Genomic DNA, 13544 nt, shown 5'->3' with positions numbered 1-13544 from the left:
CAGGGGGTAGTCTTGCCGCCCCCTGCTTTATCACCTGAGCGGTCAGTAAGCTGCTTTCTCCTCCTCCGTCAGGGGGAGGGGAACAGCCCGTTTCTCCCGAGCCGACTGGGCCGCTGCCTCGATCACCGCCATGACGGCGAGCGCTTCGACTGGCCTGATCGGGTTTGCGCCCTCGCCTGACAGGGCCCTTGCAAGGCGGCGATATAATTCGCGTTGGTCACCTGGCAGGGCGTCGGTTTCATGAAAGCTTGTTTCATCGGTGTGGATCTGCAGGCGATCCGGGTCCTGTCCCCAGTCTTTCTCGCCCGGCTTCATCCCTGCACGGAGCTGCCCTTCCTGTGGGTCGCCAAGTGTCTTGATCAGGGTGCCGCCCGTGCCATGCACACGAAAGCGGACGGCCCCTCCGGCCGCCAGTGAACCCGTATGGAGGATGACCCGTGTCGGGCCATATTCCAGAATGATATGAGCCCAGTCATCACTGAGGGCGCCGTCACGCTGGAGGGCGATGGAGGCCTGAACCTGCTCGGGCAGACCAAAAATCTGAAGTGCCTGATCAACAAGATGCGGACCGATATCGAACAGGACACCCGCACCAGCGCCTTTCCCCTCGCGCCAGCGATCCCTCACCTGAGGGCGGAACCGATCGATGGTTGATTCAAAATGACGGACCTGCCCAATGACACCCTGCGCCAATGCGGCGCGGATTGTCAGGAAATCACTGTCCCACCGGCGGTTGTGAAAGACGCAGAGTTCGCGCCCATGATGTTCTGCCGTTGCGATAATCTGTCGCGCCTCATCGAGCGACAGGGCGAAGGGCTTTTCCAGCAGGACGTGTTTGCCCGCAGCCAGGGCAGCACAGGCAAGCGGGAAATGCGTATCATTGGGGGTGGCGATCACCACCAGATCAATCGCCGGATCGGTAAAAGCGGCCTGCGGATCGTCATAGACGCGGCAGTCAGGGTGGTCTGCGCGGACCTCATCGGCCCGGCTCGACACGATGCCATACAGGTTCCATTCGGGCAGGGAGTCGATGAAAGGCGCGTGGAAAACACGGCTCACGTAACCATATCCGACCAGTGCCGCCTGCGTGATGCGTGCTGCCATGAGAATTTCCTCCCCTTGTATCATCGATCCGTTTTCCGGTTCCGGCATACGGCCAAGCAACTGAAATCTCGATAGGCCGCCGGTTGTCTCGGTGAGTTAATCGCCATGGCACGACGCGAGTTGTCCCGTCGTGCCGATTTGAACTCTGTCTCCAGCCAGATTATGATGACTTCAGCAGTGACGACGTTCCTGCCTCCATGCGAGCTTCAAGACCGGGACGGCCCGGCGAAACCCGTTTCAGGAGGTCCGTCATGGCGTGGATCGCGCTTTTTCTTGCCGGTATGTGCGAAATTTTCTGGGCTGCGGCCATGAAGCAGTCAGAGGGCTTCACGCGCCTCTGGCCAAGCCTTGCCACGGTCATTGGCATGGTGGTGAGTGTCGGGCTTCTCGGCTGGGCAATGAAGAGCCTGCCTTTGGGTACTGCCTATATGATCTGGACCGGTATCGGCGCGATCGGGGCATTCATCATCGGGATCATGCTTTTTGGCGAGGCTGGTAGTCCTCTGCGCTGCATTGCGGCCCTTCTCATTCTCGCTGGCCTGCTTCTGATGAAATGGGCCACGTGAGAAGCGGCTTTTCATAGCTCCGCCCTCCAGCCTGGGCGTGAGCTGCGAAGGGCTGTGCTGGTCCGGGGCGATCGCGCGCCATCCTTGCACGCTCGCAAAGATCGTTCAGGTCACCGCGCATCCCGTCCCCTGGTGGACTGCGAGCAGGCATGGGGGCGGTTACATTCCCTTTCGCTTCGTTCCTCGTCCGGTATGAAACGCCCTGCCATAGAATGAGCAGGACAATCGCCAGACGGATCACGCCCTTTCATGATACTCCGGATCACGACATCCGCATTGCTTGTGCTCGTTTCAGCCGGGTGGGTTTCTGCGGCGCTTGCGCAGAACAATACGGTCTATAACGGGCAGGTCTATACGGCCTCGCCCGGTTATGGCGCCACCTCATCCGCCGGACCGGAGGACGGGCAGGAACAGCGTTGCAGACGCCCCCCGCCGCCGCCACGGGACGGAAGGGGACCTCCGGGGGGAGATGACGGACACCCGCCCCCGCCGCCGGATGATGATCGTGGGCCGCCACCAGGAGACGGGCAGCGCTGGCCCCATCCCCCGCATGGATGTCCGCCCCCGCCACCCCCTCCCGATGGGGAAGGATATGGGCGATGATTCCTCCTAGCCTGTGTGACGTGCTGATCGCCCCTGAAGACAACGGCGCAAGGCGGTACGCCGGGGGGCGGTCTCATGATGGCGAGCAGGCGCCCAGACGCTCCGTAGCGTTGGCCTATAAGGCCCGGACACTCGGTTTCTGCCTTGTTCTGATCTTTTGCGGATGTGCATCTCATACGCAGCCAGACATGGATGACAGCGCGGGTGCTGATGATCAGGCGCAGCAGAGCGATGGCGCGCATGGATCACATGGAGGGGGATCCCATATGGGTGGGCTCTGGACTGAAATGGCCCGCACGGCCCTGCAGACCGGCATGGGTTTCATCCATCACTGAACGCGTCATATGAAGCAGCATTTTAAGGGGAGTAGGCCGAGCCTCTTCCGAACGCGCCACTGTCACACGACATGGTGTGGGGCATCAGGGCTGTCCTGCGCCGGTGGCAGGAGAGCACATCGCTATCGTAACAATCTTCGCCGTTGCGTGATCGGACGTCCGGACTTTTTGTCCCTATAGTCGGATTTCAGATCTACTCAGAAAGAAAACTCCGATGCAACTCGCTACCGCCCTGGATTATATCGACCGCGCCTTGCAGATTGCCCGCGAGCGCGGCGTGAGGGTTGCGGTTGCCGTCGTGGATGCCGGTGGCCATCTGGTGGCTTTCAAGAAGGATGACGGGACGCAGCTGGGAAGCATTGAGCTCGCCCTGTCCAAGGCACGTACCTCAGCCCTTTTCCTGCGCCCGACCGAGGATATGGAAAAGGCCCTGCATGCGGGCAAGACCATGATTGCTGCTCTGCCCAATGTTCTGCCTGCGGGTGGCGGTGCACCCATCATGGTCAATGGTGCGGTCATCGGGGCGCTGGGACTGAGCGGCGGGGAGGGTGAGACCGATGCCCGTCTGGCCGAGGCAACCATCAAGGTCTTCGGCATAAGCTGAACAGGTCTTCTGCGGCCCCCCGCCAGCGCCTCGCATCGTTGGGGGCTGGCCTGCAAGGACACTCTGCCTTGGCTGAAAAGCGCGCAGAAAACATGGCGCGCTATAGGGCCGTCGAAACTAATGTGATTTTCGGAAAATGGCGGACCCGAAAGGATTCGAACCTTCGACCTTCGCCTTCGGAGGGCGACGCTCTATCCAGCTGAGCTACGGGTCCCGCTGGATCGCTTCATAACCAGATTTTCCAGAGCACGCCAGTCCCAAATTTCGGGTGTCGATCAGACGTGTGATCGCTGTTTTATGAGCAGGCGCTCTCTCAACACTCCTTGCGGTAGGCGTCTTGTCGGGCAAAGCTCAGGGGCCGAAATGGCCCGGATCACCCGCCATCCATGCTGCCGCGGCGGCATCGCCGCCAGAGGGGAGAAGCTGGTCCGGGTGCAAAATCCATGAGGCAATGTCACCCGTCGCATTGCGCCCATTGCGGTCGCGCAGCAGCAGATGGTGACCCCCGGGGATGAGATCCTTGCGCACGCCCGCAGGCAGGTGGTGCCAGAACGAGGCCATGGGCGGGGCCGGGATCATCTGGTCATGATTGCCGTACAGGACGAGCATTGGGAGTTGGACATTCCGGGCCTGGCCCTCGCTAGCGGCCATCAGTTCAACCAGCCCGTGCAATGTGTCCAGACGATATTCATGCAGGGTGAGGGGGTCGAAATAGAGTCGGCGCAGGGCAGCAATGTTGTTGGTGGCGATATGCTCCCCCGGCACATGCGCGCCGGTAAAGACCCAGTCCGGGGCGATGGTGTCGAGCCCCTGCAGAACAAGGCGTGAGAAGGGGTCAAAGCGCCATATGGCGGGGGAGACGAGAATGACGCCGCTCAACCCCGCGCCTTCGCGGGCTGCCTGCGGATCGGCCGCCAGAATTGTCGCAACCGCGCCCCCCATGCTTTCCCCCATGATGAAAAGCGGCACGGTTGGGTTGCGGGCATGGATGAAGCGGGCCTCTTCGCGCGCATCCTGAACCAGCCTTGCGGTGCTGCTCCAGCGGCCGCGACTGGTTGTTTCACCAAAGCCTCGGGCATCAGGCGCTATGGTTTCAATACCCGAGGCGGCAAGCTGTGGTGCAGAGAATTCCCAGGCGTCGCGACTGTCACCAAAGCCATGCAGTGCCAGAATGATGGCATGCATCGGCGCTTTGGCAGGCCATACACGCAGCGGCGCAACGGCACCGTCAGACAGGGTGATATGCATTGAGGCAGAAACAAGCGCGGCTTCCTGCCCGCGTGGTTGCGGCGCATGGCGGGGTGGGGCGGTGGTGCAACCCGACAGGATCAGGCCACAGATCACAACAGGAACGAGGCGCGCGAGCCATGCCCGTGGCGAAATGGACGCGCCCTTGCCTTTCTCAGGGCGGGCATCGATCGCCGTTACCCTGCGACGGTGGTTTGAATGTGGGCGGAACTCTCGTATCATCGGGAGAGTATTGCGTCCTCTGGGCGCGCTGGCCAGTAGGGGCGTAAATCCGCCCCGCCGGGACGCCATATGATGGCGTACCCGCAGAAGGAGATGCGCAGCTTGTCATTCTCGATCATACAGGTTGCCGCATGAGCGCCGGGAAACATCTGGTTCTGGTTGATGGTTCGGGCTTCATTTTCCGTGCCTTTCATGCGCTGCCGCCCATGAGCAGCCCCGAAGGGGTGCCGGTCAATGCGGTGTATGGCTTTACCAATATGCTGCAACGTCTGTTGCGCGATCATGTCGGCACGCATCTGGCCGTTGTTTTCGATGCCGGGCGCCAGACCTTCCGCAACGATATCTACCCCCAGTACAAGGCGCATCGTCCCGAAGCGCCAGAAGATCTGCGCCCGCAATTCCCGCTCATTCGCGATGCGACGCGGGCTTTCAATGTGCCCATGATCGAGCTGGCCGGGTTCGAGGCGGATGATATCATCGCCTCCTATGCCGAAATCATCGAGCAAGAGGGCGGTCAGTGCACGATCGTCTCGTCAGACAAGGATCTGATGCAGCTTGTGAGCGATCGTGTGGCCCTGCTCGATCCGATCAAGCAAAAGCCGATCAAACTGGCAGAGGTCGAGGCCAAGTTTGGCGTACCGCCAGAGCGTGTGATCGATGTGCAGGCCCTGATGGGCGACCCGACCGATAACGTGCCGGGTGTTCCGGGGATCGGGCCCAAGGGTGCGGCCCAGCTGGTGCAGGAATTCGGCACGCTGGAGGCGATCCTCGCGGCCGCTCCCGACATGAAGAAGTCCAAACGGCAGCAATCGCTGATCGACCATGCCGAGGCCGCCCGTATTTCGCTCCGGCTGGTGACGCTGGCACGCGATGTGCCCTTGCCCGAACCCGTCGAGGCCCTTGGCTGCCGTGAGCCCGACGCGCCCGTCCTGCGTGATTTCCTTGAAAAGATGGGGTTCCACTCGGTCATCCAGCGCATGGGGCTGGGGGCGCTGGCTGGCAAACGCGGTGTCGGCAAGGTCGAGCCGACGGCCCACGAGGCAACCGAGGATACGACCAGGGGCGACAAGCCCTATGGCCCGTACGAAACCATCCAGTCCATCGACACACTCAAGGACTGGATCGCCCGCGCACAGCGCCGTGGGTATTTTGCCTTCGATACCGAGACGGACTCGCTCAATGCCCGTCAGGCGACGCTGATTGGCCTGTCACTGGCCGTGGCACCGGGCGAGGCGGCCTATGTGCCGCTGCGTCATGAGGGCACGCTGGAGCACCCCGCGGGCGGCCAGCTGGATGTGGCAGAGGTACTCGAAGCCCTGCGCCCGCTTCTGGCCGATGACTCGGTGCTGAAGATTTTCCAGAACGCCAAATACGACCTGCTCGTGCTGTCTCACGCAGGTATCGATAATGTGGCACCGATTGATGACACGATGCTCATTTCCTATGCCCAGTCGGCGGGTGAGCATGGTCAGGGCATGGATGAACTGTCACGCCTGCATCTGGGCCATGAGCCAATTTCCTATGACTCCGTCACGGGAACAGGGCGCAGCAGGGTGCCGTTCGCGCAGGTACCCATAGCCCGCGCAACGGAGTATGCGGCCGAGGATGCCGATGTGACGCTGCGTCTGTGGCTCGCTCTCAAACCCGCCCTGCGCGAGCGTCATGCGCTGGCGCTCTATGAGGAGATGGAACGCCCTCTGGTTGCCATCCTCAGAGACATGGAGCAGGCGGGGGTCAAGCTCGATGCAGCGGAACTGCGCCGCATGTCAGCCGATTTCGGCTCGCGCATGGCCGAGATGGAAATCGAGATCCATGCTCTGGCGGGGCGCAGTTTCAATCTGGGGTCGCCCAAGCAACTGGGTGAAATCCTGTTCGACGAAATGAACCTGCCCGGTGGGAAACGCACCAAGGCAGGCGCGTGGGGCACGGATTCATCGGTGTTGCAGGAACTGGCCGATGCCGGGCATGAACTCCCCGCGCGTATTCTGGCGTGGCGTCAGCTCGCCAAGCTGAAATCGACCTATGCGGATGCGCTGGTACAGCAGATGGATGCGCGCACCCATCGCGTACACACCTCGTTCCAGATGGCCATCACCACCACAGGCCGTCTGTCATCCAACGACCCCAACCTGCAGAATATTCCCATCCGCACCGAGGAAGGCGGCCGCATCCGCCGTGCCTTCATTGCGGAAGAGGGCTATGTGCTGGTTTCAGCGGATTATTCCCAGATCGAACTGCGCCTTCTGGCCGAGGTGGCCGATATCGGCCCATTGAAGGAAGCATTCACGCTGGGGCAGGATATCCATGCCCGCACGGCTGCCGAGGTGTTCAATCTGCCGCTCGAGAATATGGACCCGCTGACGCGTCGGCGCGCCAAGGCCATCAATTTCGGCATCATCTACGGCATTTCGGCTTTCGGGCTGGCGCGTCAGCTTGGCATACCTGCCGGTGAGGCGCGTCGTTATATCGATGCATATTTTGCCCGCTATCCGGGTATCCGCGATTACATGGATCGTACCAAGGATGATGCCAAGCGTGATGGTTATGTCACCACGCCGCTGGGGCGTCGGTGCTACGTGCCGGGGATTGGCGAAAAGAACGGGGCCAGACGCGCTTATGCGGAGCGTCAGGCCATCAACGCCCCCCTGCAGGGCGGGGCTGCCGATATCATCAAACGCGCCATGGTGCGTCTGGGGCGGCGCTTGCCACAGAGCGGGCTGGACGCCAGAATGCTGCTTCAGGTGCATGATGAATTGCTGTTCGAGGTCCGGGCTGACCAAGCCGAAGCTCTGGCAGAATTCGTCCGTATCGAGATGGAGCAGGCCGCGACACTGAGTGTGCCGCTGGTTGTAGAAACAGGCATTGGCAAGAACTGGGCGGAAGCACATTAAGCAATGAACAAGAACCGTACACCCCGTAAGACCTGGACTGCCCCGCGTCTTGCCATTGTCGTGCTCATTCTCGCTCTGGCGCTCAGCTGGAGCGGGTATCGTCTCTCGGAAAAATTCGGCAGCACGGTTTCGACCCAGGGGAACGAGATCGGCGGTAGTTATCGACTGGTTGCACTTGGAGAGGGCAATGTCACCGAGGGCGATTTCAAGGGGAACTGGGTCCTGGTCTGGTTCTTCGATACGCATTGTCCCAAGGGGCTGTGTGGCCCGGTGCTGAAAACCATGAGTGATACCAAGCTGGCTCTTGCGCGCGAGGGGGTGAGGGTTGCCCCGTTGGCCATCACACTCGACCCGCTTCACGATGAATCAGACGACCTCAAGAAATACGCCCTGCCTCTGGGCGATCATGTCGTGCCGCTCACGGGTTCACCTAGCATGATCGACAGGGTGGCGAAGGAATTTCACGCACCCAACGAGATGGTTCATGCCGAAGATGGTGCAGCCTATCATCTCCCGGCCCCGCGTATTGTGATCATGGACCCGCAAGGGCGTTATGCCGGGACGGTCGATTCGACAGCAGGGACCGAGGCGCTGGTGACGCGCATCCATCAGCTTGCTCATCGCGGCTGAAGAGTAGCGCAGCGTGAGAGGGCGTTACGGTCTCATCCTTGCCGGGCTGGGCGCCCTTCTTCTGGCGCCCTTCCTTCATGGCCAGCAAGCACAGGCGGCGCCCCCAGGGGCAGAGGAAGCATCGCCCGCGATGTCGGATGGCATTACGCAAGGCAGTACTCATCGCGGTGGTGCGTTGCGACTGACCGCCGATGCGCCGGGCGGTACACTGGACCCGCAAATCAATTACACCAGCGAATATATCCAGCTTTTCGTCAACATGTATGACGGGCTCGTGACCTATCGTCAGGCTGACGGAACGCGCGGGCTCGAGGTTGTGCCGGATCTTGCGGAGGCGCTGCCCGAGGTGAGCGCGGATGGTCTGGTGTGGGCGTTTCGCCTGCGTGAGGGGATACGCTTTTCAAATGGCGCGCCGGTAACTGTAGAAGATGTGGCGGCATCGCTGCGTCGCATCTACAAGGTGGGTAGCCCCACCGCCTTGTCCTTTTATGGCAATATTACCGGAGCCAAGGCCTGCCTTGCCGATCCCGCCCATTGCCGTCTCGAGGGGGTGACGACCGATCCGGCGACGCGGCGTATTACCATCCGGCTCGACGCCCCTGACGGTGAATTTCTCCAGAAGCTCGCTTTTCCTCATGCTGTGATCCTGCCCAGGGATGCCCCGGCGACGGAATCGGCGCTGACGCCCCTACCGGGCACAGGGCCGTATCGGATCACGCATTATGATCCGTCGCGTCGGATGGAAATCGGGCGTAATCCCTATTTCAGGGTCTGGAATCCGGCCGCGCAGAGCGAAGGCTATGTCGATCGGATCGATTATGATTTCGGCCTGTCGGATGAGGCCGAGGTGACCGCCATCGAGCAGGGTCAGTATGACTCCATGCTCGATGCCAAGCCGCAGGACCGGCTGGGCGAGCTGGGCAGTCGGTTTACCGATCAGGTGCATCTGCAGCCGCTTCTTGGCCTGTATTATCTGGCCCTGAATGTGCATGAGCCGCCTTTTGACTCGCTTGCTGTCAGGCAGGCCATCAATCATGCGATCGACCGCCATGCGATGACCATTCTCTATGGCGGTTCGGCCATTGCCGAGCCGCTCTGCCAGATTGTGCCTCATGGTATCGCCGGGGCCGATATTCCATGCCGGTTTGGGCGGCTATCCGATTCCGGACAATGGCAGGGACCCGATATCGATCGGGCCCGGGCACTTATCCGCCAGAGTGGCCATGCGGGGCAAAGCGTGACGCTTGTCGTGCCCAATCAGGCTGTTGGACTGGCAATGGGGGTCTATCTGCGGAACATGCTGCAATCCCTGGGATTTCAGGCCAGCGTGCGCCCCATGACACCCGCCACGGCGGAAGGCTATGCCCGCAATTCAGACAATCACGTGCAGATCAGCCTGGCTTACTGGTATGCGGATTACCCGTCACCCTCGACTTTTCTCGATGCCTTGCTGGGTTGCGACAACGCACGCTCTCACTCTGACAGCGCGACAAATGCGAGCGGGCTCTGCCATCCCGGGCTTCAGGCGCTCATGACACAGGCCGAGCACAGTCTTGATGCAGGGCAGGCTCGCACGCTGTGGGAACAGGCAGGCACATTGGCGATGGAGCAGAGCGCCGTCATACCGCTCATTCAGATGCGCTATGTGGATTTCGTCTCGAAACGTCTGGGGAATTATCACTACTCATTGCTCAACCACATGCTGATCTCGCAGGTCTGGGTGCAATAGGCTCGCGCAACCCGCACTCCGGTTCCTCAAAGGGCGTGGTCGTTCAGGCACTGTCTGAAAAGTGCGCTCAGATGCTCTCACGCTCTCGTCCAAACGATCACAGCTTTCATGGGGTGGCGCCTGGCCAGCCACGCAGCCGTTTGTCGAGCGGCTGTGAAAAACCGAGGCTGATCACGCGGCCGAGGCCGAATACAGCAAGCAGGGTCGGGGGGTAGATCAGCCATGCCCAGCCGGTATCGAGCCCTGATAACCGGGTGAGCCCGACGACGGGCATGACGATGAACATATGGCTGAGATAGATTTCATAGCTGTCTTGTCCCCAGCGACGCAGCCAGAGTGTATGTCGCCCTGTGTATGCGGCCCCCCATTCCCTGGCGAAAGCCCAGACACACAGGCCTATGGCCGTATTGAAAAACAAGGGTGTCGCGAGCCCGAAAAGGGACCAGCACCAGCCCCCCTGCAAAAGATAAAGCGCCATACTGGCGAGGCCTGCTGAACCGGCCATCGTGACAGCCAGTTGATAACGCCCATGCAAAGCCAGCCTTGCGACCAGAGCCGCGAACACGCCCGTGGCGATGGCGCTCATGCCGGGGCCATAGGCCTTTTCCTGCCATATCTCAGTGGCATCACGCAGTTGCCACTCGAAATACGGCGCGGCGAGCGCGAGGAGTGCTGCACAGATCAGCAGGGTTGTTCTCGAACGACCGAGGCTCAGGCAGATCAGCGGGAAGGCAAGGTAGAAAACTTCCTCGACCGAGAGTGACCACAGCACATCCCAATAAGCCGGCAGATATCCTGTGCGGCCCTCATAGACATTCAGATGCATGAACAGGGCGGAAAAGGCTGCCCCACCGAGGCTTTGTCCCGGATGGTCCGGCACGAAGCTTGGCACATGCAGCGCACCAAGCGTGCAGCAGATGGCGATGAGGGCAAGAAGGCAGGGCAGGATACGTGCAGCACGTCGGCCCGAGAAGGCGCGCCAGTCGAGCGCGGCAGGACGGCCGTAGCGTCTGATCATGTGATCCGTGATCAGGAAGCCGGAAACGACGAAGAACATCGTCACCCCCTTGATGCCGCCCCAGTTCAGCATCCTCAGCACGCGATAAGGCATGACGCTCGCAAGACCGGTTTCCGTGAGGGGAAAACGCAGGGCGAGATGATGAATGACCACCAGCAGAATGGCGATCCCGCGCAGGCAATCAATCCCGTCATTGCGACGCGGGTTGATCTCGTCCTGCGCTTCTTGGGCGGCGCAAGAGAGAGGCATGGCGGAAGGAAACAGGGGACGCGGAGGCGCGCTCATGATGTGGCAAAGCTCGGCAGGGATGATGACGCTGCGACCTGACATCCCATCGTGGCACCATGATGGCTGATGCGACGCGAGCGCGGCCCATCCTCGTCGCGTCAGTGGATCCTCAGGCGCGGCAACAGAAAAGAAATGTTATCTATAACTTCAATATAACGTGATATATGGGACTCATAACGTTATTTTCGCTATCTTGAGGTCGCCGCCGTGCCGTCACGGCGTCATGGAGAACACGATGATGCAGCATACGATCATGGCGGTATTCGATACCGCCCGTCATGCCCAGATCGCTGTTGATGACCTTCTGGTTTGTGACATTCCATCAGAGACAATCCACCAATATCCCCTGCATGCAGGCGATGCCCCTGCCGAGGCCATGCGAACGGGCAACGAGCTTCATCGTCCACCGGGCGTGTGGACGTGGCTGATCAATGATCATCCATCCCCGGCTTCAGACAAGGCGCATCAGGTGGCGCTCTATCATGAGAGCCGCGCGCGGAACGAGCCTGTGCTGGTTGCCGTCGCGTCATCTACGCTGAACGAAGCCAAGATCAGGAAAATCCTCAATGACCATGCCCCGCTGGATGTAAAGGGCTCGGAAGAAGGACAACATCATGAGACCACGTCGCTTGCGCAGGAAAGCCAGATGGACCCGTCGTTCCTTGAGCCCACGGCCCCTGTCGAAATGACGGAATACCACTAGGGCCTCAAAGCCCTCCCGGTCCGGTCTGATTGCCGGGCCGGGAAGAAGGCTCACCGTATCCTTGCGTAAGGCGACTCCTATCCCGGCGAGGGAGAGGAGTACGCATGCCTTTGCGCATTGTGTTTATGGGCTCACACGCGCGCGCCGTCCCTCAGGCGGATGCGGCCACGGGTCAGACCGAAGCCTGACGCGGCCGGTTTGATCCGGCGCTGACTTGGGCTTTCGTATCCGGCAGGCAGAATTACCTCGCCTGTTCCGACACCAGGACCAAGTCGATGCCTTGCGAACGGACCCGACGCATTTGCAGGCGGGTCAGTCTGGCTTCAGAGACCGATATCGCGACGGTAGATCCCGTCATCCCAGTCTATAGCCGAGACGCCCTGATAGGCCCGAGCCCGTGCCTCTTCCGGCGTTGCACCTGTGGCGCACACGGTCAGGACGCGGCCACCGGAAGCGACGAGCTTACCGTCCTGCATGGCTGTGCCGGCCTGAAACACCTGTACGCCTGGCACAGCATCGGCCCGCTCGATGCCCCGTATCACCCCGCCTTTGGAAGGGGTGCCCGGATAGCCACGCGCCGCCAGCACGACCGAAATCGAGGCCTCATCTGTGAAACTGATGGCGGCGTCATCAAGGCGTCCCTCGGCCAAGGCCTTGAGCACGGGCAGCAGATCCGATTGCAGGCGGATCAGCAGGGCCTGTGCCTCGGGGTCGCCGAAACGCACATTGTATTCGATCAGCTTGGGGCCATCCTCGGTCAGCATCAGCCCTGCAAAGATGATCCCCCTGAAGGGTGTCCCACGCCGGACCATCTCGGCCAGCATCGGGCGCACCATGATATCGAGCGCCTTTTCCTGCGCATCACGATCGAAATGGGGCGGCGGCGACACGGCACCCATGCCTCCAGTATTGGGCCCTGTATCCCCTTCACCAATGCGCTTGTGGTCGCGCGCGGCACCAATCAGCACAGCCTCACCGTCAGAGCAGAAGGCGAACAGCGAGACTTCCTGCCCGACAAGACATTCCTCGATCACGATGCTGGCGCCCGCGGCACCGAAACTGCGATCGGTCAGGATATCGATGATGGCGGCCTCGGCCTCTTCGAGCGTCAGGGCCACGATCACACCCTTGCCGGCGGCCAGACCATCGGCCTTGATGACAATGGGGGCACCGCGGCGACGCACGAAGGCGAGGGCAGGTTCTGCTTCCTCAAAACGCTCCCATCGTGCCGTGGGAATGCCGGCGGCATCGGCCACATCCTTGGTAAAGCTCTTGCTGCCCTCAAGCGCACTCGCGGCCTGGCTCGGCCCGGCGCAGGCAATGCCGGCTTCGGCGCAGAGATCGGCGAGACCGGCAACAAGCGGCGCTTCCGGGCCGGGAACGACGAGATCGATTCGCTGTTCACGGGCGAAATTCACGAGGGCCGTGACATCGTCGGCGGCAAGAGGGACCAGCGTACCAAGCGTCTGCATGCCCGGATTGCCCGGTGCGATGAAGAGCGTTTCCAGCTCCGGAGAGCGGGAGAGGCAGGCTGCCAGAGCATGTTCGCGTCCGCCTGATCCGACAAGTAACACCCGCATTGTCATTCTTCCTGTTCTGACTG

General features: G+C 61.2%; 11 protein-coding genes and 1 tRNA gene. 7 read left to right on the top strand and 5 right to left on the bottom strand.

Going from position 1 to position 13544, the window contains the following annotated elements; all coding sequences use genetic code 11:
• Positions 1–42: 42 nt before the first annotated feature.
• Entirely contained in the window at positions 43–1104 is a 1062-nt protein-coding gene (locus F3J08_RS13990; protein ID WP_166930750.1) for an oxidoreductase, read from the bottom strand.
• Positions 1105–1355: 251 nt separating this feature from the next.
• Here F3J08_RS13990 and F3J08_RS13985 point away from each other — a divergent pair, with 251 nt between their 5' ends.
• The 3 genes from F3J08_RS13985 (at position 1356) to F3J08_RS13975 (ending at position 3212) form a co-directional block, all read left to right on the top strand.
• A complete protein-coding gene (locus F3J08_RS13985; protein ID WP_166930747.1) occupies positions 1356–1670 on the top strand; it encodes a multidrug efflux SMR transporter in 315 nt (104 codons plus the stop codon).
• Between the two features lie 599 nt (positions 1671–2269).
• On the top strand, positions 2270–2608 hold the full coding sequence (locus F3J08_RS13980) for a hypothetical protein (RefSeq protein WP_240149368.1): 339 nt from the start codon (positions 2270–2272) through the stop codon (positions 2606–2608).
• A 214-nt stretch (positions 2609–2822) separates the two neighbouring features.
• A complete protein-coding gene (locus F3J08_RS13975; protein WP_166930745.1) occupies positions 2823–3212 on the top strand; it encodes a heme-binding protein in 390 nt (129 codons plus the stop codon).
• A gap of 137 nt (positions 3213–3349) precedes the next feature.
• On the opposite strand, the gene F3J08_RS13970 is transcribed toward F3J08_RS13975, so the two are convergent.
• Both F3J08_RS13970 and F3J08_RS13965 read right to left on the bottom strand, forming a co-directional pair.
• Positions 3350–3426, bottom strand: a tRNA-Arg gene (locus F3J08_RS13970).
• 137 nt (positions 3427–3563) lie between these two features.
• Entirely contained in the window at positions 3564–4682 is a 1119-nt protein-coding gene (locus tag F3J08_RS13965; RefSeq protein WP_240149367.1) for an alpha/beta fold hydrolase, read from the bottom strand.
• Positions 4683–4813: 131 nt separating this feature from the next.
• Between F3J08_RS13965 and polA the strand changes: the two genes are divergently transcribed.
• From polA to F3J08_RS13950, 3 genes are read left to right on the top strand one after another with little or no spacing between them, the layout of a single operon-like run.
• Positions 4814–7573, top strand: a complete 2760-nt coding sequence (gene polA, locus F3J08_RS13960) for a DNA polymerase I (protein WP_166930743.1) — start codon at positions 4814–4816, stop codon at positions 7571–7573.
• A 3-nt stretch (positions 7574–7576) separates the two neighbouring features.
• A complete protein-coding gene (locus F3J08_RS13955; RefSeq protein ID WP_166930741.1) occupies positions 7577–8203 on the top strand; it encodes an SCO family protein in 627 nt (208 codons plus the stop codon).
• A 13-nt stretch (positions 8204–8216) separates the two neighbouring features.
• Positions 8217–9932 carry an ABC transporter substrate-binding protein gene (locus tag F3J08_RS13950; protein WP_370458746.1) on the top strand — a complete coding sequence of 572 codons (1716 nt, stop codon included), beginning with the start codon at positions 8217–8219 and terminating at the stop codon, positions 9930–9932.
• Positions 9933–10038: 106 nt separating this feature from the next.
• Here F3J08_RS13950 and F3J08_RS13945 read toward each other — a convergent pair whose 3' ends face one another.
• On the bottom strand, positions 10039–11280 hold the full coding sequence (locus F3J08_RS13945) for an acyltransferase (RefSeq protein ID WP_166930739.1): 1242 nt from the start codon (positions 11278–11280) through the stop codon (positions 10039–10041).
• Positions 11281–11473: 193 nt separating this feature from the next.
• Between F3J08_RS13945 and F3J08_RS13940 the strand changes: the two genes are divergently transcribed.
• Positions 11474–11941 (top strand): hypothetical protein, encoded by a 468-nt coding sequence (locus F3J08_RS13940; RefSeq protein WP_146926484.1) that lies wholly within the window; start codon positions 11474–11476, stop codon positions 11939–11941.
• Positions 11942–12264: 323 nt separating this feature from the next.
• On the opposite strand, the gene purD is transcribed toward F3J08_RS13940, so the two are convergent.
• The gene (gene purD, locus F3J08_RS13935; protein WP_166930737.1) at positions 12265–13521 is read right to left on the bottom strand and encodes a phosphoribosylamine--glycine ligase; all 1257 of its coding nucleotides are present in this window, start codon (positions 13519–13521) and stop codon (positions 12265–12267) included.
• Between the last annotated feature and the right edge of the window lie 23 nt (positions 13522–13544).

This window comes from Asaia sp. As-1742, assembly GCF_011753235.1.
Lineage (GTDB): Bacteria > Pseudomonadota > Alphaproteobacteria > Acetobacterales > Acetobacteraceae > Asaia > Asaia bogorensis_B.
This window is presented reverse-complemented; position numbering and strand designations above follow the sequence as displayed.